Source organism: Flavobacterium humidisoli (genome assembly GCF_023272795.1).
Taxonomy (GTDB): domain Bacteria; phylum Bacteroidota; class Bacteroidia; order Flavobacteriales; family Flavobacteriaceae; genus Flavobacterium; species Flavobacterium humidisoli.
This window is the reverse complement of record NZ_CP096829.1, coordinates 2,753,007-2,776,762: the sequence shown is the minus strand read 5'-3', so window position 1 is coordinate 2,776,762 and position 23,756 is coordinate 2,753,007. Positions and strand designations below refer to the sequence as shown.

The 23,756-nt window shown below is 30.6% G+C and carries 23 protein-coding genes; 13 read left to right on the top strand and 10 right to left on the bottom strand.

Annotated elements, in window-relative coordinates; genetic code table 11:
• Window positions 1-128: 128 nt before the first annotated feature.
• From M0M44_RS11765 to M0M44_RS11750, 4 genes are all read right to left on the bottom strand, one after another.
• Window positions 129-1,817: a helix-turn-helix domain-containing protein gene (locus M0M44_RS11765; RefSeq protein ID WP_248729936.1), complete on the bottom strand. Its 1,689-nt coding sequence runs from the start codon at window positions 1,815-1,817 to the stop codon at window positions 129-131.
• Window positions 1,814-2,683, bottom strand: coding sequence for a thiopeptide-type bacteriocin biosynthesis protein (locus tag M0M44_RS11760; protein WP_248729935.1), 870 nt, complete (start codon window positions 2,681-2,683; stop codon window positions 1,814-1,816). The genes M0M44_RS11765 and M0M44_RS11760 overlap by 4 nt, the downstream gene beginning before the upstream one ends.
• Window positions 2,684-3,320: 637 nt before the next feature.
• Window positions 3,321-3,596 (bottom strand): hypothetical protein, encoded by a 276-nt coding sequence (locus M0M44_RS11755; RefSeq protein ID WP_248729934.1) that lies wholly within the window; start codon window positions 3,594-3,596, stop codon window positions 3,321-3,323.
• 431 nt (window positions 3,597-4,027) lie between these two features.
• Window positions 4,028-4,249: a hypothetical protein gene (locus M0M44_RS11750; RefSeq protein ID WP_248729933.1), complete on the bottom strand. Its 222-nt coding sequence runs from the start codon at window positions 4,247-4,249 to the stop codon at window positions 4,028-4,030.
• A gap of 1,040 nt (window positions 4,250-5,289) precedes the next feature.
• Between M0M44_RS11750 and M0M44_RS11745 the strand changes: the two genes are divergently transcribed.
• From M0M44_RS11745 to M0M44_RS11715, 8 genes are all read left to right on the top strand, one after another.
• Complete coding sequence (locus M0M44_RS11745) at window positions 5,290-5,883, top strand: DUF6624 domain-containing protein (RefSeq protein WP_248729932.1); 594 nt, start codon at window positions 5,290-5,292, stop codon at window positions 5,881-5,883.
• Between the two features lie 57 nt (window positions 5,884-5,940).
• The gene (locus tag M0M44_RS11740; RefSeq protein ID WP_248729931.1) at window positions 5,941-6,108 is read left to right on the top strand and encodes a hypothetical protein; all 168 of its coding nucleotides are present in this window, start codon (window positions 5,941-5,943) and stop codon (window positions 6,106-6,108) included.
• Window positions 6,109-6,175: 67 nt separating this feature from the next.
• Window positions 6,176-7,192, top strand: a complete 1,017-nt coding sequence (gene gwsG / locus M0M44_RS11735; RefSeq protein WP_248729930.1) for a grasp-with-spasm system ATP-grasp peptide maturase — start codon at window positions 6,176-6,178, stop codon at window positions 7,190-7,192.
• On the top strand, window positions 7,185-7,385 hold the full coding sequence (locus M0M44_RS11730; protein ID WP_248729929.1) for a hypothetical protein: 201 nt from the start codon (window positions 7,185-7,187) through the stop codon (window positions 7,383-7,385). The genes gwsG and M0M44_RS11730 overlap by 8 nt, the downstream gene beginning before the upstream one ends.
• A gap of 1 nt (window position 7,386) precedes the next feature.
• Window positions 7,387-8,430 carry a grasp-with-spasm system SPASM domain peptide maturase gene (gene gwsS / locus M0M44_RS11725; protein ID WP_248729928.1) on the top strand — a complete coding sequence of 348 codons (1,044 nt, stop codon included), beginning with the start codon at window positions 7,387-7,389 and terminating at the stop codon, window positions 8,428-8,430.
• 240 nt (window positions 8,431-8,670) lie between these two features.
• Window positions 8,671-8,856, top strand: a complete 186-nt coding sequence (locus tag M0M44_RS11720; protein WP_248729927.1) for a transposase — start codon at window positions 8,671-8,673, stop codon at window positions 8,854-8,856.
• A gap of 49 nt (window positions 8,857-8,905) precedes the next feature.
• Complete coding sequence (locus tag M0M44_RS23925) at window positions 8,906-9,211, top strand: IS3 family transposase (protein WP_420842770.1); 306 nt, start codon at window positions 8,906-8,908, stop codon at window positions 9,209-9,211.
• A gap of 545 nt (window positions 9,212-9,756) precedes the next feature.
• Entirely contained in the window at window positions 9,757-12,423 is a 2,667-nt protein-coding gene (locus M0M44_RS11715; RefSeq protein WP_248729926.1) for a UvrD-helicase domain-containing protein, read from the top strand.
• A 94-nt stretch (window positions 12,424-12,517) separates the two neighbouring features.
• Here the strand turns inward: M0M44_RS11715 and M0M44_RS11710 are convergent, their stop codons facing one another.
• The 4 genes from M0M44_RS11710 to M0M44_RS11695 are packed head-to-tail and all read right to left on the bottom strand — an operon-like array spanning window position 12,518 to window position 16,385.
• Window positions 12,518-14,440, bottom strand: coding sequence for a hypothetical protein (locus tag M0M44_RS11710; protein ID WP_248729925.1), 1,923 nt, complete (start codon window positions 14,438-14,440; stop codon window positions 12,518-12,520).
• A 5-nt stretch (window positions 14,441-14,445) separates the two neighbouring features.
• Window positions 14,446-15,495, bottom strand: a complete 1,050-nt coding sequence (locus M0M44_RS11705) for a 3'-5' exonuclease (protein WP_248729924.1) — start codon at window positions 15,493-15,495, stop codon at window positions 14,446-14,448.
• Between the two features lie 20 nt (window positions 15,496-15,515).
• A complete protein-coding gene (locus tag M0M44_RS11700; RefSeq protein WP_248729923.1) occupies window positions 15,516-16,025 on the bottom strand; it encodes an ImmA/IrrE family metallo-endopeptidase in 510 nt (169 codons plus the stop codon).
• Window positions 16,026-16,028: 3 nt separating this feature from the next.
• Window positions 16,029-16,385, bottom strand: coding sequence for a helix-turn-helix transcriptional regulator (locus M0M44_RS11695; RefSeq protein WP_248729922.1), 357 nt, complete (start codon window positions 16,383-16,385; stop codon window positions 16,029-16,031).
• Window positions 16,386-16,767: 382 nt separating this feature from the next.
• On the opposite strand from M0M44_RS11695, the gene M0M44_RS11690 reads away from it, so the two are divergent.
• Genes M0M44_RS11690 through M0M44_RS11675 form a run of 5 tightly spaced genes read left to right on the top strand, consistent with a single transcriptional unit; the run spans window position 16,768 to window position 19,175 of the window.
• On the top strand, window positions 16,768-17,451 hold the full coding sequence (locus tag M0M44_RS11690; RefSeq protein ID WP_248729921.1) for a multiubiquitin domain-containing protein: 684 nt from the start codon (window positions 16,768-16,770) through the stop codon (window positions 17,449-17,451).
• Window positions 17,426-17,881, top strand: coding sequence for a DUF6791 domain-containing protein (locus M0M44_RS11685; protein ID WP_248729920.1), 456 nt, complete (start codon window positions 17,426-17,428; stop codon window positions 17,879-17,881). Before M0M44_RS11690 ends, M0M44_RS11685 begins: the two co-directional genes overlap by 26 nt.
• Window positions 17,874-18,611: a ThiF family adenylyltransferase gene (locus tag M0M44_RS11680; RefSeq protein WP_248729919.1), complete on the top strand. Its 738-nt coding sequence runs from the start codon at window positions 17,874-17,876 to the stop codon at window positions 18,609-18,611. Before M0M44_RS11685 ends, M0M44_RS11680 begins: the two co-directional genes overlap by 8 nt.
• Entirely contained in the window at window positions 18,589-18,891 is a 303-nt protein-coding gene (locus M0M44_RS23920) for a ubiquitination-like system serine protease family protein (protein ID WP_420842769.1), read from the top strand. Before M0M44_RS11680 ends, M0M44_RS23920 begins: the two co-directional genes overlap by 23 nt.
• 44 nt (window positions 18,892-18,935) lie before the next feature.
• On the top strand, window positions 18,936-19,175 hold the full coding sequence (locus tag M0M44_RS11675; RefSeq protein WP_248729918.1) for a DUF2188 domain-containing protein: 240 nt from the start codon (window positions 18,936-18,938) through the stop codon (window positions 19,173-19,175).
• Between the two features lie 363 nt (window positions 19,176-19,538).
• Here M0M44_RS11675 and M0M44_RS11670 read toward each other — a convergent pair whose 3' ends face one another.
• Together M0M44_RS11670 and M0M44_RS11665 are read right to left on the bottom strand one after the other, a co-directional pair.
• On the bottom strand, window positions 19,539-21,569 hold the full coding sequence (locus M0M44_RS11670; RefSeq protein WP_248729917.1) for a DEAD/DEAH box helicase: 2,031 nt from the start codon (window positions 21,567-21,569) through the stop codon (window positions 19,539-19,541).
• Entirely contained in the window at window positions 21,566-22,318 is a 753-nt protein-coding gene (locus M0M44_RS11665; protein ID WP_248729916.1) for a hypothetical protein, read from the bottom strand. The genes M0M44_RS11670 and M0M44_RS11665 overlap by 4 nt, the downstream gene beginning before the upstream one ends.
• Window positions 22,319-23,756: the final 1,438 nt, after the last annotated feature.

Below are 23,756 nucleotides of genomic sequence, written 5' to 3'. Positions count from 1 at the left end.
TTAATTAATTTAAAATAAGTATTGCAAATATATACTGCTCCTAAGTTTAAGAAAAAAATCGTATCTCTAGATTTATAAATTCCGAACAAAATAGAACTTAATAACAAAAATATCAACAAGATACAAAATCAAGTTTTATTGTTTTCAACTATTTTTTTTATAAAAAAAGAAGGCTGTAGTCCTGTATTATTATAAAATGATTTGGCAAAAGATTCTGTACTGCTAAATCCTGCTTCTTGTGCTATTGCCTTAATTGTATATTTACAAAACTTCTTATCCGTTTTCATTTTTTTTATAACATAATCAATTCTTAAATCATTAATATACTGGCTAAAATTTTTATTTTTATACTGATTAATGACTTTAGACAAATAACTATTATTAGTTTCAAATCTTGTGCTTAGTTCACTAAGTTTTAAATTCAATTCTAAATAGCCTTCTTCTTTTTCAAATACTGCCAATTTATTTAACAGCTCTTTTATTAAAGTCATCGGTAATTCAACAGATTTAATCTTGTTTTTTTCTACAATTTCAATATCATTTGTTTCTTCTGGCTCTAATCGTGAATCATTTATTAAAGTTATAAATCTCTCTTCTGTAAGTTGTTTATTCTTTTGCATCTTATACAAATAAAATAATGCAAAAATCAATAGCGCAAAAGCTATAAATCCAATTATTATATAAATCTTACTTTCTCTATTTATTTTTGAAATGATGTTTTCCTTTTCAGATAATAAGTGAGGTACATTATAAGTTTGATGCATATTTTCAGACAAAACAAGATTATTCTTATTTACTCTTTCATCAATTTCAATTAATCGATTTAGAAAATACAATTCTTTCGCATTATCTTGTAATCTCTTCGAAATCTCAATTAATTTGAGGTAATTTTTCCTCAAAATAGAAGTAAACTCTTTCGTTGTTAATAATATAGCATCAACTTTTTCAAAATATTTTTTTGCTTTTAGATCGTTTTTTTCCTCTTTTAGGATATTTTCTCCCCTATAATAATATGCTATAGCCAAATTTATCTTATCATCTTTTAAAAGCGATATGGCTACATCCAAAGCTCCATTACTCCTCTTATAGTCTTTCTTCAAATGATATGAAATCCCATTATTGAGAATAAAATATGGATAATAAAAATCATCTTTCTTCATATTTTTAAAAAAAAGATTAGTGTAATGTAATGCCAAATCAGGTTTCCCTAAACGATTATAAATATTAGACAGAATCCATGCCGAATAAGTATAATAGGGAGAATCGCTTTTAAGCTTTCTATAATAATTATAATTTTCTATAATTAAGGGTAACGCCTCTTTAGGTTTATCGAGCTCAATTTTTATTAAACCTATCTGCTGATTCACAAAAATTTGCTGTTCTTTATTTCCAGATTTATCCGAATGTTTTTCAGCTTTTATAATTTCAGCTAGTGCCTTGTTAAACTGTCCATTTGAAAAAAAAATTATACTTCGCAGTATATAGGCTTTGGCGGGAAAGACTAAGTTACTTTTATATTTAGTGAGAGCAATTACTGAATCTGTTAGCGCAAACAAAGAGTCCTCCTTGGAAACATACGCAAGCATAAACATTCCATTCGCATTAATAATATCGTCATTTTGCAGTTTGGACTTTTGGTAATATGTTTTAGCATAAACAGCGTGCTTTTTAGTGTCGAGTATTGAATTATCAAAATGTCTTTCTAAAGTTTCAAAACTCATTCCCTTTAAAGAATCTGGAATATGAAAATGAGCTTTATTTTGTGAAAAAATATTTGTCATAATCAACGACAAGAATAGTACATAAAAATTTTTCATTTTTGGGCTATAACACTTTTAAAGTATTGATTCATTAGACTATAACATAACATCTCATATTCTCTTTGTTTAGACCTAAAAGTCCTATTAACATTCATATGAACGATAGAAATTATAAGCTGCAAAGAAGTTATCTCATTATCTTTTTTAATTTTTTCCAAAATTATTTTCAGTATCTTAACTTCTTCTTTTCTCATCCTCATAACTTTATTAAGTCCCGATAAATGCTCAGGATTCTTTCCTTGGTTGAGAAGCAATGAAATATCATTTCTATATTTTAAATATAATTTTGAAATCCTTCTTGAATTGTTCCTATCCATACTATATTCCAATTTGAATTGAAAACAAATATCCTCTGTAATTTTTTGACAATGGCTTAATGGAATCCCAAAATATTTTAATAGGTCATGCATCATAAGCAATGACGCAAATATCCTAGTTATTTCATCATATTCTGAAACAGTATTATTGATAAGTTGAATAATTTTAGTGCTATGACAATAAAATAGATTTTCTATTTCAATAATAATATTCGCACTATAACGCTCTATTTCTCTTTTATAAGTAGCTATAGCAATATCATAAACAATATGTTTTTCAAACAATTTAGAAAAGTGAGCATTTGCTATTTGCATTACATTATGGATATTTTTACAATCCGTTAAATGAAAACGAATTCGTAGATGGTTTTCTGGATCCGTATATCGTATGAAAAACCACTTATCAATAAGATTGTTTTTTAACAGTACATCAACAATTAACAAAACATCATTACTTAAAATATAATCAGCAGAATAATTCCCACAATAAATTTTAAAGTAAAGCCATTCTTCGCCAGGAATAAAAACTCTTTTTACATCTTCCACTTCAGCTTCAATTAGAATTAACGCAGATTAAAACAATATCTTGTACAAATGCCTTATGCTTGATTATCATATTTAAATATCTATTAATTTTGCATTATTAAAAAATTGTTCGCTGCTTCTACTGCAAGCACCAACTTTTGAGCTCAAATATACATTTTTGCATTCTTAAAAGAAAAATTATCTTACAAAACTATTTAAATTATATAATGATAATCATTCTAGAGAAAAAGGTTTATGAAATCAGCAAACTTTTCAGCAAAACCTTTAGATTTCTCCTTCAATAAATTGTGATGCAAGTTAAAATAGACCAAAAATGATTTTTTAATAACAACAGTTAAATAATAAGAGCTAAAGGTCTCAGCGATATCTTTTCAAACATGGTGGAGCATTTTTAATTTCCTATTCTACGGTTTTGATTTTTTTTACAAAGTATATCAAATAAAAAGCTTTTACTCAATTTATATAAAAGGTAGCCATAAGTCTTTTTAATGCATTCATTTACAAAATATCTTCAAGTAGTTTAACCTTATAGATAATCGGATTTGAAAACTTTCAAATTAAATTTTAGCTTGAATAAATTATATTACTTTTTTTAAACGAAATTGAAGGATGGAAAAGATATTCCCAAAACATTCTCTTAAAAATATTTATTTTTATAATGGTTACCATATTTATTTCTTGCATAATTTGACAGATATTCTGTAAATGAAGTTAAAATGGGAACATAAATAGGCCATATTTTTAATCGTTCAATGACACTTTTTATATTATAAACACATCCTTCTGCTATAATGAATTCAGCTTTTTCTTCTTGAAGTACTAGAGGTGCCAAAATTGTTCCCATTGACAAAGCAACAATTCTAATATTTTTTATTTTTAAGTCTCGTTTACAATATCTCATTACGTTTTTCATGTCCATAGCAAATTCATCATAAAAAAGTCTCTTAGGATCTATATTAAATGGAGAGCTTTTTCCAAAACCTCTGTAATCAAAAGAAATAACTTAAATCCTAATTTAGTATAAAATGAAATGTATGAAACATAATAAGACATGTTTCCATAATCCCCATACACAAGTAGTACCGTTTTAGCTTTTTCCTTTTTTACTGTATCTTCTTCCTTTGGTTCTGAAATCCAGACACAAATTTTGACATTGTTATTCTCTATGTTTACTTCTTTGTATTTAATATTAAATTCATTTGGTGTTGCTATATAATCTGTTTTTGGATTAATCGCAAAACCAAAAATCGAATAAAACGGCAGAAAAAATAATTATACTGACTTCATACTATATTATAGTTAAAATACTGTCTGAAAATATAATTTTCAGACAGTATTAGATTGTTATACGTTATCGCATGGAACAGTACGTACTGGATCAGCTGGTCTTGAATCATGACAAGCGTGCATTATTCCACCTGAAATACTTTCCAATAATTCCTCTGAAGCTATTGCTTCTGCTATTTCTTTTAGAGCCTCAAAACTTAATTTTTTTAAAAGACTATAATAATATTGACATATAATCCGTGTCATCGGCTTGCTTGCAAGCGCTTTATTTAGATACATTTCTTTCACAATTGGCCAATTGTAAAATAGTATGCAATTAATTTTTTTTTTACGTCGTAATATAGTGTAATCAACTTTGTTGCTAATAAAATTTAAAAAACACCAACATTGCGATTAGGTATAAATACTCTTAATCCACATTTATAGACATAAGTTATTTCTTTAGGTCATTGTTTACCATAAAAAATGTATGACATTTTCGAAGTCAAAACTAGGCAAACATGCGATCTGGGGCAAACTAAGTCAATAGGAATTCGGCAATTTCGTATCGAAATTGCCGAATTTTACACCAAAAAAAAATATAAAAACCTGATTATCAAAGCTATTGTTTTCGCCTTATTTATGCTTAAAATCTTATAGAGATACTCTATTTTTGAAAGAAATTAAATCATATGAAATATTTAAAATATATCATCATCTCATTATTATTATTAGTTTTTCCGACTCTTCTATTATCTCAATCAATAAAAAAGACCTTAACGAAATTTTCTTATAAGGAATTAAAAGAGTCATATTGGCAAAATGAAAAAAACAAAAACCTTCAAATAAATTATGAGCAAATAAGAAGTGGCAAACTCTTGGTCCTGTTTTTTGTAAAATGGATTTTATTGGTACGCTCCGAGGTTTATTATCTAACCTTCATACCGTGCTTTTAAATAAATTTGCAAGTAGTACTAGAAATAAATTTCAGGAAGAAGATAATATAATTTTATTCTTCTTTAGCGTACTTCTTACGACAATGGTGATCCTGCTTCAACAGAAAGGACCGAGAGCCATTTTATGCTAGAAGAATTAAAAGATGCTTAGTTTGTTTATCGATACTATATTAGAAGATTAGGTGATTCATTAAACAACTTAACCCCTGCTAATGTATATTTTAGAAGCTATGTATCACATTAAAGAAGATTGCCATTATGGAACGCATAAGTACTAAAAAAATAACAACAAATAAAAAAGCATCGATATCTGATTTATTAACTAAACACTCTTTTAGAAAAAGTTTAAATACATACAGCACTATAACTTTAAAAAAGTTAAAGATGAAAACAGTAGGAACACTTCTCATTTTATTAATTACATTTTCAAACTTCATTTCGTGTAAAATACAAAAAAAAGAATTTACAAATGACATGAAAATAAAATTAAAAACAATGTACAATAAAGATCAAGAACTTCAAAAATATGATTTAAAACGAATATCCAGTAAAGAATATACTGACTCTATGAAATTGGAAACCAAAAAAAATGACGAGTATAATTCTCGCACAATAAAAGTATATTTTAAAAATTACGGTTTTCCTGGCGTTAGGGAAAACGGTGAAGAAACTGCATTAAACTTTTGGCTCATAGTACAGCATTGTGATAATGATGTAGATTTTCAAGAAAAAGTTTTACATGCAATGAAGAAAGAATTAAGGGACAAAAATGTGTCTGCCAGAAATTATGCCTATTTATATGATCGAGTAAAAAAAAATAAGAATGAAAAACAATTCTATGGAACGCAAATGGTCTGGGATACGAATGGCATTCATAGCCTTTATCCGGTTAAAGATATCCAAAATTTAAATAAAAGACGGAAAAATTTTGGTTTAGAGCCTATTGAAGATTACATTAAGAGCTTTAATCACAATTAGTTTTTTTGGAATGTAAAAATATAAATATGTTTATTAATCTTTTAAATATTTTAGACTATGTCAAAATTAGAATCTTTTAAAAAAAAGAAGTTCGCTAAAGAACTAACAAATGAACAAATGAAATCTCTTAAAGGAGCACAAATTGCGGCTATGGATACAGGTACCAGATGCAATCCAACTAATAGCCAATGTATGGATTGCGATGATAGTGATTCTGTTGATTAATTTAATTAAGACCGTAAAATTACGGTCTTAATTTTTGCTACTCAATTAAAAAACTATCTATTAAAATATGATTCTAATACTCTCGCATAATCACTTTGATGAACCAACAAATAAAGTTATTGACTGGCTTTATTTTTACAATGCAAATTTTAGACGCTTAAACGGTGCAGATTTTACGCCAGAGAAAAACTTTAAAATTGATTTGGTAAACAACAAGTTAATACTTGACGACAATGCCATAAGCCCCATAGAAATAAACGTTATTTTTTATCGCAGATGGGTAAAACCGAATGTAGTGAAAATAGATTTTGAAAATTATTTAAAAAGGAATTATACTAAAGATGAAGTTCTACTTATTGAATGTTATCATACATACCTGCGAAGTGAGTTAAATGCATATACAAATTCAATTTTTTCCTTTTTCAAATCAAAAGCATGGATACCCAATGTGCATTTAGCTAGAAGAGGAGGAATTAATAAAATCGATGTTTTATTAAAAGCAAAAGAACTGGGCTTATCAATCCCTGATACTATAATTGCTTCAAGCAAGGAGGAAGTCTTAAATTTTATTAAAGAATATAAACGAATAATAACAAAGCCCATTTCAGAGGTAGCCCCAATATTGTATAAAACTACTGCAATATCTATGTACACTAAAGAAGTAAAAATAACTGACATAAATAAATTTCCAAATCGTTTTTTCCCTTCTCTGTTTCAGAAAAAAATTGATAAAGAGTTTGAGGTTAGAACTTTTATCTATAAAAGATATATTTATTCAATAGCTATTTTTTCTCAAAATGATGCACAAACAAATATTGATTTTAGAAATTATAATTTTGAATTGCCTAATAGAAATGTACCTTTTTTACTTCCAAAAGAAATTGAGACAAAGCTGTTTAAATTAATGGAAGAAATCGGATTAAATACTGGTTCTATCGATATAATGTTAGATAAAAATGGAGATTATATTTTTTTGGAGGTTAATCCTGTTGGACAATCAGGAATGGTTTCAGTAGGCGGTAATTATAATCTTGAAAAAATAATTGCTGAGGATTTAATTAATTGTGATAAAAATTATGAATGAAATTGATGAAATTAAAGAAGTGCTAACTTTTCTAGAAGAAAAATTTAGGGTTGAATTTCAATTAAAAATATTAGAAGAAGTGCCTAATAAAATTACAGATAAAAAAATAAAGACGATATTCAAGGGATGTTCATCTAAAGTTCATCATACTGATTATTTGAGTTGTCACGATTACTACAAAAAAACCTTTTAATATGGCCAATTTTCCTAGTAATATTCCATTTCACTTATTTGCATCATGCATACCGGTTAAAGGAGCAAATAGAAGTGCTATTTACGACCTGCAAAGAAATCAATTTGAATACATTCCTAATCCTCTTTATGATATTCTTACACGCTTTAAGAACATCACATTTATTGATCTTTTGGATTTTTTTCCCTTCAAAAACGATCAGAGAGTTCTTTTAGAATATTTTGAGTTTTTAAAAAATAATGAATTCATTTTTTTTTCAAAATTAAACAGCGCACAATTTCCCAAATATAGCATTTCCCATGAGAGGCCCTACAATATATCTTGCTTAATATTGGATATTGAAAATTTTCATGAAACTAAATTTGAAGCAATAAAAAGACAGATTTTAAAAGCAAAAGTTGAATTTATAATTTTTAGATTTATTTCTCCTACAACTTCAATCAATATTAAAAATGTACTCACATTCTTTAATAATATTCCAACTCGGATATTCCAATTGTTTATTGAAAATAAGAACTTTACTGAAAATTTAGATTTTGAAAATTTAATCAATTTAAATGAACGAGTATCTGTTATAGTAAAATATAATTGTGAAAAAGAATTGGTTCAAGATTTGGAAAAAGCTACATTAATACACACAAAACGCGATATTGTAAACAATAAAATGAATATAAATAATATTGCAGATTTTAATGTTAATATGAACTTATTTATAGAATCCCAATTATACAACTCATTCTATAACAAGCGAGTTTATATAGATTCAGAAGGATTCATCTATAGGCATGAAGGAGATATTATGGATTTTGGCAATATAATAAATGTCGAACTTACTAATATTTTAGAAAATGTAGAATTCAAAAAATATTGGCACATCACTAAAGATGAGATTTCAGTTTGCAAAGATTGTGAGTATCGGTATATGTGTGTTGATAGCAGTTTACCTATGAGCAAAACTAATAATTTGTGGAAATTAGACAGGGAATGTAATTACAATCCTTACAATTCGGAATGGAAATCAGCATATCCAACAGAGGATAATTAACATCTTTTGAGATTGAAAATTACTTATATACCAATTCATTTTCCAAAAAAAAATATAGTCTTTTATCATAATAATATTAATATTTTATTCTCAATCACTTATGGTATTATCCAATTTAAAATTGGATGTGCTAACGTAGCATGGAGCTCTAGTCAAGAACTAAATCTTAACTTTAGAGCATGAAAGAGAATCGTAAAACTTATGGGCGCAATTTTAAGGAGAAAGCTGTCCAATTAAGTTATGAAAGAGATAATATCTCACAATTTGGCCAAAGAACTTGAAATAACAGCACCTTTGCTGTACAAATGGCGTCAGGATTACCAAGAATTTGGAACAGGAAGTTTTCCTGGGAAAGGAAAATTAAAGCTTAGTCCTGAACAGGAAAAAATCCATGAGCTTGAAAAAAAATTAATCAAGCAGAATTAGAACGTGATATTCTAAAAAAGGCTATAAGCATCTTTTCCATGGGTGGCCGATGATCTATCTTTTCATAAAAGACCATGAAAAAACATATTCGATTGAAAAGATTTGCAGAGTCTTAAAAGTAAGCCCAAGCTGCTGCTATAATTGGACGTGGCAGACTCTATCAGAAAGGCAGAGGAGAACTGCGATGATAAAAGAAGAAACTGCTTCAATATACTTTAATGCTAAACAGCGGTATGGAAGCCCAAGAATTACTTTGGAACTTCAAAGCCAAGGATATCAGACATCCAGAATAACTGTGGCTAAATGCATGAAGCAGTTAGGACTGTACAGCAAATTGAGTAAAAATTCAAAGTAACGCCAATTCAAAACATAATCATTTTGTTGTTCCAAATATTCCAAAAAGGGAATTTACAGCAGCAGAACCAGCAGAGGCTTGGGTTTCAGACATCACTTATATACAGACAAAAGATGATTTTTCCTCTTTCTCTGCAAATCAAATTAAAAAAACTTTTACTTTCTAGCCAACTCCCCTTTCCACCAGCTAAAAAAGGTAAAACAATCATCGTAAAAAACTAACTAAATAAAATCTGCTTAAAAAAAATGTTAAAATTTCGAGGTACACTTTTTTCTGTGCCAGCATTTAAGCAACATGTCAAACCTAGTATTTACTACTAGTATCAATAATTCAAAGCGGAACCATTGTATCCGCGACTGCAAAATTCCTATTAGAGACTGTCTTTTTATATATGCATAAACTGCTAATTTTTCACTTATTAAAAATTTTATTTTTTGTAAGAAATTTTTATCTTGGCTTTAATAAATCGGCATGTAAAAACCGAAAGAAGTAAGGAAAATTGAATGCAAAACACACCTTTTTAAGGTAAAAAACAAGCTGCAAGTATGATTCCCACTATTAGTATCAGCTTAATTATAATATTAATTACAGCGTTAGTCTGGCAGTATTTCTTAAATAAGAAAAAGTATCAGCATCCCGATTATTTAAGTAATCTTAAACTGGCTTGCGAATTTCTTGGACGTACGAAAAACTTGGATGATTACCTGACCTGGGTAGAGCGTGACTACATCAAAGCACAGTATTCAGCCACCTGGAAGTTCTTTAAAAACAAAACGGCCTTCTATAGTAAAGAGAATATCGTAAAGGAATTTAATGAGCTCTACAGCGAACTGGACGCTTTTACCGTCAGGTATAACCAGAATTACGTGAAAACCCAGAAAGAAAAACTGTCTGCGTATTTCGACAATATAGAAGGAAAAAAACTCGATGACCAGCAGCGAACAGCCGTTATAACAGATGAGTATTCCAATTTGATTATTGCAGGTGCAGGATCGGGCAAAACCCTGACTATTTTAAGCAAAGTACAGTACCTGACCGAACAAAAAAAGATTTCGCCACAGGATATTTTATTACTGTCATTTACAAAAAAAACGGTAGCTGAATTAAATGAGAGACTGCTGAAAATTGTGCCGGAAGTTGAGGCAACAACCTTTCATAAGCTTGGCTACGATATAATCAAGGAACACTATAACCAAAAACCGGCACTGGCAAATGAAAATACGCTGGCAAGGGTAATCAGAGAATATCTTCAGAAAGATATTTTTGACCATCCTGAAGCTATGCAGGCATATGTGCAGTATGTAGCATGTTACATGAATATTCCCGATAAACTGGATAATTCCAATTCACTGGGCGAAAAGGTAGATACTGAAAAAGGTATTGATTTTCAAACCCTAAAAGCTAAGTGCGAGCCCTTGAATAAAATTGAAAAAGCTAATCTTAATTCCATTCAGGGTGAAAGGGTAAAAAGTGTGGAAGAGCTTATTATTGCTAATTTCCTTTATCTGAACGGAATCGAGTATCAATATGAAAAAGCATATCCTCACGGAGAAATCCTGTATTGTCCTGACTTCTATCTGAACGAGTATGACCTTTATCTAGAGCATTTTGGAGTAGATGAAAATAATCAGGCCGGCTGGCTGACGCCGTTCTTTGAAAAAAAGTATGTCGAGGAGATGCAGCTCAAAAGAGAAAGGCACAAAACCCACAAAACAACCTTGCTTGAGACTTATTCCTATTACAACCGTGATCATATTTTACTCGAAAAACTTGAGCAGATTCTATTAGAGAAAAATGTAGCCTTGAAGCCCCGAGACACCAGTGAAATTTATGAAATTGTATCACAGGACGGTAAAAATTTCGGCAGGGAAATTATAAAGCTGATTGAAAGCTTTATCAATCTCAGCAAGTCAAGACGTCTTGACTCAAATTCGCTTATAGAACTATTTTCAGAAAGAAACAAAACCCAAAACAATTTTATATACGAGCGTCAGCTTACGTTTCTGAAATTTATACTCCCCATTCTTGAGAAATACGACAAAACTTTATTAAAAAGCAATGAGATTGATTTTAATGATATGATCAATAAAGCTGCTGATGAAGTTATAACCCATAAACCTCTTTACAATTACAAATACATTATCATAGATGAGTATCAGGACATTTCTTTTTCCAGATTTAATCTGATAAACCAAATAAGAGAAATCTCTGGCGCAAGGCTGATCTGTGTGGGAGATGACTGGCAGTCTATTTATCGATTTGCGGGAAGCGATATATCCTTGTTTAGTAATTTCGGTAAACATGTCGGCCAATACGAGCAACTGTTTATCGAGCAGACGTACAGAAATTCGCAATCTGTAATAGATATATCTTCAAAATTTGTACAGAAAAATCCAAAGCAGATTATCAAAAAACCGAAGTCAAAAAAGGAAAATCTGGACGATCCGGTTAAAATTGTCCACTTCACTTCCGAGAAAGTTCAGGATACTTTCATAACAGAGCTACAATACTTAGCCAGCAGATATGGAAATAAATCAATTCTGGTCTTGGGCAGGCACAGTTTTGATATAGACGATCTTATAAGGCTGACCCCGTATAGTAGGATAAAATACTTTGAAGCCAGCGGAAAGCTGCAAGTTACAGGTTTTGAACACATGGACATCCAGTTCATGACCGTTCATAAATCCAAAGGAACGGAAGCCGATAATGTCATTATCCTTAACCTGAGAAACAACCTATTAGGCTTCCCCAATAAAATGACCGATGATCCCATTGTATCACTGCTTCTCAGCGATCAGGAAGAGTACCAGTTTGCCGAAGAAAGAAGACTCTTTTATGTAGCTTTAACACGTACAAAAAACGAAGCAATTCTACTTATTCCATCTGAAGCTTCCGTTTTTGGGGAAGAATTATTAAAAGAGCATAATTACCTACTGACCTCACATAATGGTAAAATCAACATTACAAACTGTCCCTACTGTCAGACAGGAAAACTGATGATTAGAACCAACTCGCTAACTGCTTCCCAATTCTTGGGATGTTCACATTTTCCACAATGTAATCAGACATATAGAAATCTGGAGATACTAGATAATGACTTTCTTTGTCCCCGATGCGAGAGCGGATTTATGGTAAAAAGAAATGGGATTTACGGAGATTTTCTAGGATGTACTAATTATCCCAGATGCAGTTGTAAAATTAATTGCCAATAAGTAATTAACTCAACATACAGATTCCAAATAATTATTATTTTAAAAAAAACTTGCATTATTTTATTCACAAATATAACGCTATAAGATGTGACTATTAGTTAAATAATAATGGCGAGTCAAAATTTTGCTTTACTGTAGCAAAAAGTTTTTCGGCCTTTTTTTTACCCATTTTAAATTTTAATTTGGCCTCTTTGCAAAATTCTTCTTTATCCTTTATTGACATTAAATATATTAAACCTTCCTTTGATATATCATAATTTCCAAATACTACTTTTACGTAGAAATTACTTATTGAACTGTTTGAAAAATATTCTTCATTATTATTAATTTCATTCTTAGAGGCTGGTAGTCTCAAAGTCTGATCTACTTTAAAATTCTTTAGAATTTCTACATATTTTTTTAAATACTGATCAAGATACAGTTGAACATTTTCTCCTTCTGTACTAAATAATGTTTTAGTGAAATTCCCACTCAGATTTGCAAATCCGTTAAATGACCCCCAAAAAGAATATGCCATCCAATCTTTTTCAATATTCTTTTTACCTATAAAATTTTCAAGTTTTTCAAGGCTCTCTATATTAAAAATAAACGCTACAAAATTCTTCATGACACTATTTGTAATTTTTTCAAATGCATAAGTATCAATCTCATTATTTAAATATTGGTAAAGCAATGTCTCTTTATTTCCTTTACTGAAAAAATCCCCAACTTCCTTTACAATATGTAAAATGGCATCTTTTCTTAGTATTTTATCATTTTTATCAGAGAATTTTAAAATAATATTATTTATTGAAACCATATCAAATAATTCATTATCTGATAATCCATGAAATTTATTTTTAATATTGATTTCATTCTTATTAAAATCATATTCCAAACTATCAATTGAAAAATTTTCATGATGAGAATTACCTCTCAAGGAGTTTGCTGCATATTGATCAATTTCGTAAATAAGAATTTTAATATTGTCATTTAATTCAGTTAAATCGTATTTATTTTTTGTGTTATTTATAGATTTATTGACAAATTGGTTAATTAAAATACCTAGCCTATTAATCGGACTTTCATTTTGCTGGTAATTGGAGTAATTCGAAAACTTCTTCTTTAAGTCTTGAAATTCTAAAGTATCAAAAGCTTCATCTCTTATCTTAATAAATTTAATAAATTGCTTAGCTTCTTCTAATGATGAAACGCTCTCCAATTTCTCGTACAAAATTTCAGCTAATACATCCTCGTTAAAATTTAACTCACCATAAACATTATAATAAGTTTCTTTTGCAAGATCAATTAAATCAAGAAGTTGTTTTGTATAAAAATAATTATCATTCTCTTTGTTCTTATCTTTATTTTTCGAATATGAAGCATTTCCATCAGCAAATCTGCTTTTAAGTTCAGCAAAAGAGTTGACTATTTCTTTTAAAAGTCTCCTGAAAAGTTTTTCGCCCTCTGGCTGGTAATTATATAGACCTGTTGTGATACCATACACCAAGCCTTTAAATTGATTAAACTTTTTATCTTCTTGAAGTATTATTTTACTACTAGAAGTCTCTAAATTGTATAATTCACTTTTAAAATCAAAACTAATACAAGATTCTTCATCTATTACTTTAAAGTTATTTAAAAATTTCTCAACATTTTTAGTTGGCAAAGAAGTAGCCGCTTTTAAAATTGAAACACGTCTGTCTTTTTCAGAAAAGAAGTTCAATATAAAATTAGATTTATCAAGATAAATTGTTTTTTGATAAGCAAAGACTCCTTCTTGCAAAAAAATAAGATTGTCTAGATCAAGAGAATTTTCATCAATCTGTAGAATAATTTTATAATTATCAGTTAACTCGTAAATAGGAGGGTTACTAAATAATATTATTGCATTATTATGATTAATTATAGGAATTACATAAAAATAATCAATACCAAAACCTCTATTCTTATAAAAAAATGGAGGTGAAATTGACTCACTTGAAAAAATATTTTCAAACGTAAAATCTTTTGATGAAAGGGGGTAGTAATAATGCATTCTAATTAATCAAATTTATTTGATGGTACATTTTTAAGAAAGAGGGATAACCTCTCAGAATGTGTAAAATAAAGATTTTTGTAAGTTCTTGTAACAGCAACATAAAATGGATTTCCAAAATTTCTGTCAAACCACTCATCATGATTAGGATAGTCACAGAATGGGATAAAAACTGTCTCAAACTGCAAACCTTTTGAACTGTGAAATGTCATAACTTTAGGGTTTTCTGAATCAAAATCTAATTCAAATGCACTAGATTCATCTTCACTCATTTTAACTTCGTGACGAAACCCAACACTATCAAAATACTGCTTAATTGTTTCTACATTACGATGCTCGTTATTACTTTTCGCTCTTTTTACTATATTAAAAGGAACTAAAATTGCTACGTCAGTTAGATTTCGGGTTTTAATTTCATTTATTATAAAATCCAATTCTTTTTGCCAGGACTCAAATTTTTTCAAACGAGGTTTTTCAATTACAGTTTTAACACATTTATCTTCTAACTGTTTATCATCACCTAAATAAGAGGCAATTGATGCAATAGACTTCGGCAATCTATAATTTTTCAGCAACTCTTTTTGGGGTATATCGAGATATAAGGCTGTATCTTCAATAGACATACCTCCCGGATAAAGTTTTTGCTGTGTATCACCATAAAGCATCAGTGATTTTAACTTTGAATCATTAAAAACATCTATTCTTCCTTTGGTAAAATCCTGAGCTTCGTCTACAATAATATGATCAACCATATCTCCATCCCATTTTTCCCAATGTATCACTTGTTTAATTGAGATTCCTAACTCGATTATACCCGATCGTATAAATTCTCTAAGAGCTTTTGTATATACAATCATCGTAAAACTAGGTATTGCATTTTCATCCTCTGCAATAGTTTCAATCCTGATATCATTTGCCTTATATAATGCCAAAATTGTCTTTCCGCTGCCCGCACAACCTTTAACTGCATAGCTATCGTTCAGTCCAAGACCAAGAATATCACGTTGAAATTCGTCTAACTCTGCAGGATCAATTAACCACTTTTCCTTTGGCATAAAATTTTAAATTACTTAAGTTAAATTAGACCTAGACTGGAAATACGTATTGACATTGCAGTTGTACTTACATTGAAAATTTCCGCCAGCTGTTTTATTCCTTCTTCACTAATATCGTATTTTTCAATTTCTCTCCGCAAGAGAGATGTAGGCATTAAAATATTTGATGCGAACATATTGGCCTCATGTTCCATTTCTTTTTTTATAGGTGTATCTCCTGAGCTATGACTTCTATAAATAAATTGCTTATCAACAAATAGATCAGACTTATCTTTGTGTAACTCAAAATGTCCTAATTCATGAGCAATAGTAAACCTTCTTCTTGGAATATTTGTTTCATCATGATTATATCCAATCGTTCCAACCCCATTTTCGATTGATAACAATCCAGATACATCATCACCTAAAGAATATCCTATTATTTTAAGACCACGAGCTCTAGCAATAGCTTCGATATCAATTGGCAGTTCTAATACAGAATATGATCTTAAAATTGCATTTACTTTACTATTTATAAGTTTAACATTCATATGTTATTTGTTTTTAACAGACGACAAAAAATCAAGAATAGCTTGCTTAGAAGGACTATCTATCTCTTCCTGATCGCTGACCATATTACTTAGGTCAGGAACAGTTTTTTTCTCCTTTTCTACAACTAATTCCGAAGGCATAGGGACTAACATCGTATAATCAATATTAAAATACTTTGCAATTAATACAATTTGATAAATAGAAGGTTTATGTCGTCCATTTTCTAGGTTAATAATAGACGCTCTCGTTAATTCTAATTCTTGCGCGAGCGCTTCTTGAGTTATATTTAGGGCAAGTCTTTGTGTTTTAATCCTCAATCCTAATTCATTATAAAACGCATCTATTTCTGAAAAAGCCATAGTGAATTAAATTTAATTTTTCCGCAAAGATATAAAAAATTTTATAAATCTATACAAAAGTTTTATAAATCTATACATAAAAAAAAAGTATAGAAAAACTTGTGCGATATAAATTTAATTGTACCTTTACAAAAAAAAAAGAAAGCCGAGAAAAGAAAAAAAAAAGCCCAATTAATTAGTGGAATAATTAATTAGGCGGTTTCTAGAGGGTAATGTGTCGAAGCATTTTATTTTGAGACTTCTCATCTCAAATCCCTATGTATTTTGTACTGCAAAAGTAGTAATTCTCATCGAACTACGCAAGTAGCAATACGAAATAATATTATACAATACCTACATACTTAGTGTGGGTCACTAATTTTAAACTTAAAATCGTATTGCTATGCAGCACAACAAAGAAAACGCCGGTAAACCGGCACTGAATTTCGTAGTCAATAAAAAGAGTTACGAATGGTTTGATCAGTATATTACAGGTGAGCAAATCCGAAAAATTGCAGGAATCAAAAGTGATGACAAACTTTATTTACAAATCACTGAACCATGGGAGGACGAATTGATTTTTGAAGATACCAGAGTCAATTTAGCAAGGCAAGGTATTGAAGATTTCTACACTGCAGAGAAACTTAAATTTACCGTTAATGGAAAACTATTTGATTGGCCAGAGCAGTTTATAAACGGCAAGCAGATTCGCGAAATAGCAGGTATTGATGCTGATGACAAAATTTATTTAGACAATAAGAAACCATATTTAGATAACCTAATTGAGGATGATGAGCAAGTTGATCTAGCACGCCCTTCAATCGAGCGTTTTTACACTGTCGAGATAAATTTTGAAGTGATTATCAACGTTGCCGGAGTTAATCACTCATGGAAAAAACCAAAAATAACTTTTGAAGAGGTTATTGTTCTTGCTTATGGAAATTATAACGACAGCCCTACAATGGTATACACTGTAGCCTACGAAGATGGACCTAAACAAAACATTGAGGGTTCAATGATTAAAGACTCTTCTGTATTTGTTAAAAATAAAATGATTTTCCATGCTACCGCAACTTGTCAGTCATAGTCCTGATCTCCTGAAATTATGGGAGTCAGGTTACGATATTGAGATTATAGGTGACCAGCATCTGCTGGTTCACCAAATCCCATATGTAAATTCTATCAAGGAAGTTAAATACGGCACATTAGTGTGCGTACTTACGCTAGCAACTCCTTTCCGAGTAGGATTGCCTCCTGATCATACTATCTATTTTATTGGTGAAACTCCATGCGACAATAATGGTGTAGTATTAAGGGGTGTTATAAATAATTCAAGCAATCATGATCTTACAAACAAAATAACAGTTAATCATTACTTTTCCAGCAAACCTATTAGTGGAAACTATCCCGATTATTATGAAAAAGTAAGGACTTATTCAGAAATTTTATGCTCTCAAGCAATGGCAATAGATATTTCGGTAACTAGCAAACCAATAAACAGAAAAACAAATGAATGATATTTTTAAATACCCAGATACTAACTCATCTAGAGCCGGCATCACTGATTTAAACACAAAGTTTGAAGGACAAAAAATAGCAATTATAGGCTTGGGAGGAACCGGTTCATACATTCTTGACCTTATATCTAAAACTAATATAATGGAAATTCACTTATATGACGGAGATGAATTTCAGGTTCACAATGCTTTTAGAGCCCCAGGTGCAGCAGGTTCAGACGAATTTGGAACGACCAGTAATGTTTTGAAAGTTGAGTATTATTCCAAAATATATTCCAAAATGCGTCATGGAATAGTCACACATCCGACGTTTGTAACTGAAAACAATATTCATGAATTTTCAAAATATAACTTTGTTTTCATCAGTGTCGATAAAAATACAGCACGAGACTTTATTACGAAATCATTGCTTGAGTTAAAAATCCCATTTATAGATGTTGGAATGGGTATGCAACGCCATGAAAACAAACTTCTGGGAACGATACGAGTTACAGTTGGAACATATCAAAACAATACGCATCTTAAAAACCGTATAGGCGCAGAAGAAATAATTGAAAACCAATATTCTACAAATATACAGATTGCTGAACTGAATTGTTTAAATGCCACATTAGCTGTTATACGCTGGAAAAAGATTTTTGGATTCTATCAAGATCTAAAAGGAGAATATAACAATCTCTACTTTATTAATACAGGAAAAATTATAAATGAAGACTTCGCTGATCTATAGTTTTGTAGAATCCATTCCATTGGAACTAGAAGAGGGTGTGCTTTATATTACACTTCAATATAAAACTGCGGTTCATCTATGCGCATGCGGATGCGGTAGCAAGGTAATAACTCCTATAAATCCAAATTTTTGGGAATTGACGTTTAATGGTAAATCAATTACTCTTTTCCCATCCATAGGAAATCGTAGTTTTGAGTGTAAGTCCCATTACTGGATCAGACAGAATCAAATCATACCCGCATCGTACTGGTCAGAGGAAAAAATGGACTTTGGGGATTAATGAGTCATCGTATCAACAAATTTTAACTACTAAAATATTATAAAATGACTAAAAGAAAGACGTATCACGTCACGAAAACAGAAGAAGGCTGGGAAGGAAAAGTTGAAGGAGGCCAGAGAGCGTCAACAACAGGAAGCACTAAAGCCGAAGTAATGCAAAAAACAATTGAGTACGCTAAAAATCATAATGGAAATTCAAATGTAATCATCCATAAACAGGACGGCAAATTTCAAGAGGAGCGAACTTATCCAAGAAGTAGTGACCCATCCCAGAGCCCAGGTTAAAAATGAAGGCCTTCAAATTTTGAAGGTCTTCGCATTTTAATATGAATTTTTCTTTTTCTGCAATAATCGATAACAAAATTATAATTGAATTTTACTTTAAAGACATTCCTGTTTTTTATTTGCTCAACCATTGACAAAATCGCACAAATTAAATATACTCACTACCAAGGCGGTTTATATATAACGGTAAAACCTCATTAAAAGTTATAAAAACCGTCGATTAGTATATATTTCGATAAAGGGCAAAAAAAACTTAACTTTAATCAGAACTTCTGTAAATATTTTAAGATCGTCGTAAATATAGAAAAATACAAGTGCTTAATTTACATATATTGCAGATTTATAAAGTCTTTTTTCAAGGCATTATTCAAAATAAATTCTTAAGTCACTCATTGATTTTGTCTCTAAAATTACATTTTTAATATCATAAGCCGAGAAATTCTCAGACACTCTCTCTACTATATCGTTTATATGCTTACGCACCCTAAAATAGGGAATTCCATATTCAAAAAGTTTAGTCATAACTTTTTTAGACTCTTCAACATTAACATTATTGTCACCTATGAACTTATTTAGAAACATTACCTTATTTTTATTTGCTTCGGCTTTAACCTTTGGGTTAATAAGTCTTCTGTTATTGTAATGCACATAAATGTCATCCAGTTCAATAATAAATTCTATCGCAGGAATAACTTTATAGGGAATTACATTATAGATCATTTTAATTACAATAGAAACAACGTGTGAAATTTCCATTTTCGAAAAGTGTTTATTGGTTATCAATACTTTCACAATATCCGGTATTGTGGGATGTCCGGAGCTCAGAATAGTACTCAAACTATTATTGTTGACATTTGTTGTATCTAGGCTTTTTAGTTTAGCTAGAATACTGAAAAGATTAGTACCCGGTCCTCTGACAAATTCTAGCAAGTCTGTATACTGCGTGATGGTGAAGCCATACTTGTTCAACAGTGAACTGATGACTTCCAGAGGAATTTTACCATTAAAGGAATCGTCCAAGTAGCTTTTGGTTTTCTCTTTATAGGATTGTTCGGAATCACCTGAAACTGATCCGTTGAGATATACGCTTTTATATTCCTCTTCACGGTTAATCTCAATAACTTGCGCTTCGTCCTTGATTAAAAAATCTAAGCTCAGAGCACTGTAAGGAAGATTACAAAGATCAAAATATGATTGGTGTTTAGCTTTGTAAAACACATTACCCACCTTATGAATGCCAAGCCTTCCAGCCCTTCCGATCAGATTCTTGAATTTAATAATGTTCTTGCCGCCCATTATATCTTTGGCAGTGGTGATAAAAATATTTTTAGTTGGCGTGTTTACACCTTCTATAACCGATGAAGTTGCTAAAAGGTTCTTTATCAATCCATTATTAAAAAGGTCAATGACTTTTTTCTGCATAAACTTGGGCATAGGACCATAGTGGATTCCAAAGCCTGCTTTCAGCGCCTTTATAGGAATCCACTCTGGATGGAAATCTGACTCGACCCTTTGCACCCATGAGTTCGGCAGTACCGAAAAAACCGTGCTTTTCTTTAGGTTAGTCTCAAAGAATTTTTCTGCATCATTTGGCGAATTAAAATAAATTAGATTGCTTTCCTTACTGTTATGCACTTTTTCCAGGACTATGCCCAAGAAGTCCGCTTCAGCTATGAAATTCTTAGCAACTGGGGCATATTCTGACTTACAGATCTTGAATTCAAAAGCCTCTAGACCATTGATTTTGTTCACAAGGGGCAGGAGAAGAACTACTTTTTTAGAAACACTGAGTGTATCGATAAAAGCCCTGTTGAGGATTACTTCCCTACTGCTATTGATCTTATCACTGAGTTTGTATGCCTCATCAATTACAAAAAGGTCGATTTCCACCTTGTATTCGTCATAGATTTGGTAATATTTCTCTTGGGTTCCAATAAAAATGCTTTTTTTCGCAATGACGCTTTCGCTCTTTAGAGTATCAAATATCGTGTATCCGCATGGCCTGAAAATAGAATTAAAATCTTCCAGCAATTCGTCGGCAAGCGAATTGGTTGGTACAAGAAACACTATACAATCAGGCTGCTCGTTAAAAATATATTCCTTTATAAGCATCGTTTTTCCGAAACTGGTCGGAGCTGAAATTACAACTCTTTTGTTCTGCACAATTTGGTCATAAAGCGTTTTCTGCTCGTCAGTAAATGAAATTCTCCTGTTGCCGTGATTGATTACATTTTTCTCAAGGATAAACTCCATCTGCTTTGAAAAAAAAGATTCGTCTTTTTTCTCCTTATAATAAGGCGATAAATCATAAAGAAAAAGATCTTTTATACTTACCTCATCTGCATTGCTATCAAGCAGTTTAATGATATCTTCTCTGTTGTTTTGATTTATCATGATCTTAGTTTAATTATCAGATCCAGCGCAGTCCTTTGTGCTTTATAAATTAACTGTTCCTTGGATTCTACAGGCAAATGGTACAAATGAACTTTATAATTGCTTGGAAAACCAGCAATTTTTATCTTATCTACCGTATTATATGATTTTGTATAGTGTTTATCCTCTTCTTTGGTATGAAGCACAAAACCCGAAAGTATTAGTGGAAGTTTTTTTATCTCATCTGACGTTTTCTCACATATATCGCCAGTAATTCCTTTTAGAATTATTTCCGTATCGGAGCTCAGCAGGTTTTTAATATAATCCTCAAGTTTACTTTTAAATGAGTTATCTTTAATAATATTGTAAGTTCCTCCGTAAAGTTTACCGTAGAATTTAGCTTCTCCCATTACCAGACTGGCATCTGAAAACATGCAAACATCAGCTCCAGTGCTGACTTTCTTGGCATTGTCCTTCACAGAAATAACTCCGCTCACAAGCTCAGTGTCAACATAATCTATATTTAACCTTGCCAACAATGCTTCTGCAAAGAAAGTATAGTACGACTGAAGGTCAGCATTATCCTTTATTACTTTCTTTATTTCACTTTCGTCTACTTCTGATTCCCTATTAATAAATTCATTGTCTACAAATCTACACAACTGCAGGATTCTCATTTTCTTAGTGCATGGTATATCTTTTTGAAAAAGATAATTCAACTTAGCTTCATCGTACATGATATCTAGAATATATTTGTCTAAATTTTCCATGCTCAAAGTATGAGTGAATATGGAAAAGAAATATTTTCCGCACTTGCTAGTGGATTTATTTGAAACTGTAAATGACATTAACTATGATATAATTAAAAATATGTAAGTGCTAAAGTATTAATTTTTGTTTTAGTTAAAATGAGGAAAACCGTAAAGTATCAATTATAATTATTATTAAAATAAAGGATACTATATCATTTTGTCGAAGAGCAATTTCGAAAGAACAACGACACAACCATATCTTGACTAGAATATCTAGCTTATTTTAATAGATATCAAAGAAATCTACCAAAAAACAATCTAGAGACTATTACTCCTATCAAAAGCATTGTTTATATCTGGACAAACAAAATCCACATATACATCTAGTAATCAATAAAATATAATTAAATTTAAATCCACGCATCGCGGAATTCGTAATGATAGAATAAAATTTGTCATATTAATAAAAAACTAAACTCATTTCTTTCTGCGTTCCAAGAACATTTTGCTAAATGGTAATTTTGGAAGCACCTTTTCAAAAAAATTTGCCATCAGAGATATTCTATCTTTTTCTACAAAATTTAAGATGATTGTCATCACAACATTGAAGACTAAAACAAATAATAATGCTAATAATATTGTGTTCATGATATTTTGTTTGCATACAAATATTTCCATATCTCAAAAAAGTTGTTTAAAAAAAAGCTTTTTTACATCAAGTTTTTCAACATTAAATGAACGTAATTTTTTGAAGCCTTCACGATTGCAAGGTATTTGTTCGGCTATAGATGAAAGACGATACCCAAAAAAATATTTTGCTAAACATTTTGTTTTAATGATTTTTGCAAATTACGTTCGATTATTTTAGATAAGCTGTGACATCAAATCTTCAAAAAAATGGAGTTTCTAAAGTGCCTGAAGATTTCCGTTTTCTTCATTAAACATTAAAAATATTTCGTTTTGTACCGTACATGACAAAAAAACCTCGCCAGCAGGACGAGGTTTTTATATACTAATTGTTTGTTTTTGATCGCTTTCGGTTTTATGCAACCAAAACCTACCACCTAGAATTTGCGCAAAAAATAAATAAATTCGACATGACAACTTTGTTAGTTATCCGGCTTTAAGCCACCTTAATTTTTTTAAAATTTTGGGGATTTTTTTATTTTTTCGACCTTTTTTATTTATATATTCTCTATATAATATCTAAATTCCTTATGGAGAATTCTCTTTGGAATGTGCATAGTGAGTTTCCCCAAACCGGCTACCCGATTAGGTTATCACTCACAGTCAAGGTTAAAGTTAACTTCCTTCCGGAGCCATCCTCCCCATCACGTGTCTGAAGCAGTACGATTAATGCTCTTCAGATTGGTATCAACTCTCAGGTTATTAATCAACCTCCTATACATACTACTCATACCTTAGTGCCATAGCCCTGCTGTGTATAGTCCCCTTT

Coding starts and splice junctions, on each gene's coding strand:
- M0M44_RS11765 (WP_248729936.1), bottom strand. CDS start 1,817: ATGAAAAATTTTTATGTACTATTCTTGTCGTTGATTATGACAAATATT.
- M0M44_RS23925 (WP_420842770.1), top strand. CDS start 8,906: ATGATCTATCTTTTCATAAAAGACCATGAAAAAACATATTCGATTGAA.
- M0M44_RS11670 (WP_248729917.1), bottom strand. CDS start 21,569: ATGATAAATCAAAACAACAGAGAAGATATCATTAAACTGCTTGATAGC.
- M0M44_RS11745 (WP_248729932.1), top strand. CDS start 5,290: ATGAAAACAGTAGGAACACTTCTCATTTTATTAATTACATTTTCAAAC.
- M0M44_RS11685 (WP_248729920.1), top strand. CDS start 17,426: ATGCTACCGCAACTTGTCAGTCATAGTCCTGATCTCCTGAAATTATGG.
- M0M44_RS11665 (WP_248729916.1), bottom strand. CDS start 22,318: ATGGAAAATTTAGACAAATATATTCTAGATATCATGTACGATGAAGCT.
- M0M44_RS11710 (WP_248729925.1), bottom strand. CDS start 14,440: ATGCATTATTACTACCCCCTTTCATCAAAAGATTTTACGTTTGAAAAT.
- M0M44_RS11740 (WP_248729931.1), top strand. CDS start 5,941: ATGTCAAAATTAGAATCTTTTAAAAAAAAGAAGTTCGCTAAAGAACTA.
- M0M44_RS11675 (WP_248729918.1), top strand. CDS start 18,936: ATGACTAAAAGAAAGACGTATCACGTCACGAAAACAGAAGAAGGCTGG.
- M0M44_RS11690 (WP_248729921.1), top strand. CDS start 16,768: ATGCAGCACAACAAAGAAAACGCCGGTAAACCGGCACTGAATTTCGTA.
- M0M44_RS11705 (WP_248729924.1), bottom strand. CDS start 15,495: ATGCCAAAGGAAAAGTGGTTAATTGATCCTGCAGAGTTAGACGAATTT.
- M0M44_RS11720 (WP_248729927.1), top strand. CDS start 8,671: ATGAAAGAGATAATATCTCACAATTTGGCCAAAGAACTTGAAATAACA.
- gwsG (WP_248729930.1), top strand. CDS start 6,176: ATGATTCTAATACTCTCGCATAATCACTTTGATGAACCAACAAATAAA.
- M0M44_RS11730 (WP_248729929.1), top strand. CDS start 7,185: ATGAATGAAATTGATGAAATTAAAGAAGTGCTAACTTTTCTAGAAGAA.
- M0M44_RS11755 (WP_248729934.1), bottom strand. CDS start 3,596: ATGAAAAACGTAATGAGATATTGTAAACGAGACTTAAAAATAAAAAAT.
- M0M44_RS11715 (WP_248729926.1), top strand. CDS start 9,757: ATGATTCCCACTATTAGTATCAGCTTAATTATAATATTAATTACAGCG.
- M0M44_RS11695 (WP_248729922.1), bottom strand. CDS start 16,385: ATGGCTTTTTCAGAAATAGATGCGTTTTATAATGAATTAGGATTGAGG.
- gwsS (WP_248729928.1), top strand. CDS start 7,387: ATGGCCAATTTTCCTAGTAATATTCCATTTCACTTATTTGCATCATGC.
- M0M44_RS11680 (WP_248729919.1), top strand. CDS start 17,874: ATGAATGATATTTTTAAATACCCAGATACTAACTCATCTAGAGCCGGC.
- M0M44_RS23920 (WP_420842769.1), top strand. CDS start 18,589: ATGAAGACTTCGCTGATCTATAGTTTTGTAGAATCCATTCCATTGGAA.
- M0M44_RS11700 (WP_248729923.1), bottom strand. CDS start 16,025: ATGAATGTTAAACTTATAAATAGTAAAGTAAATGCAATTTTAAGATCA.
- M0M44_RS11750 (WP_248729933.1), bottom strand. CDS start 4,249: ATGTATCTAAATAAAGCGCTTGCAAGCAAGCCGATGACACGGATTATA.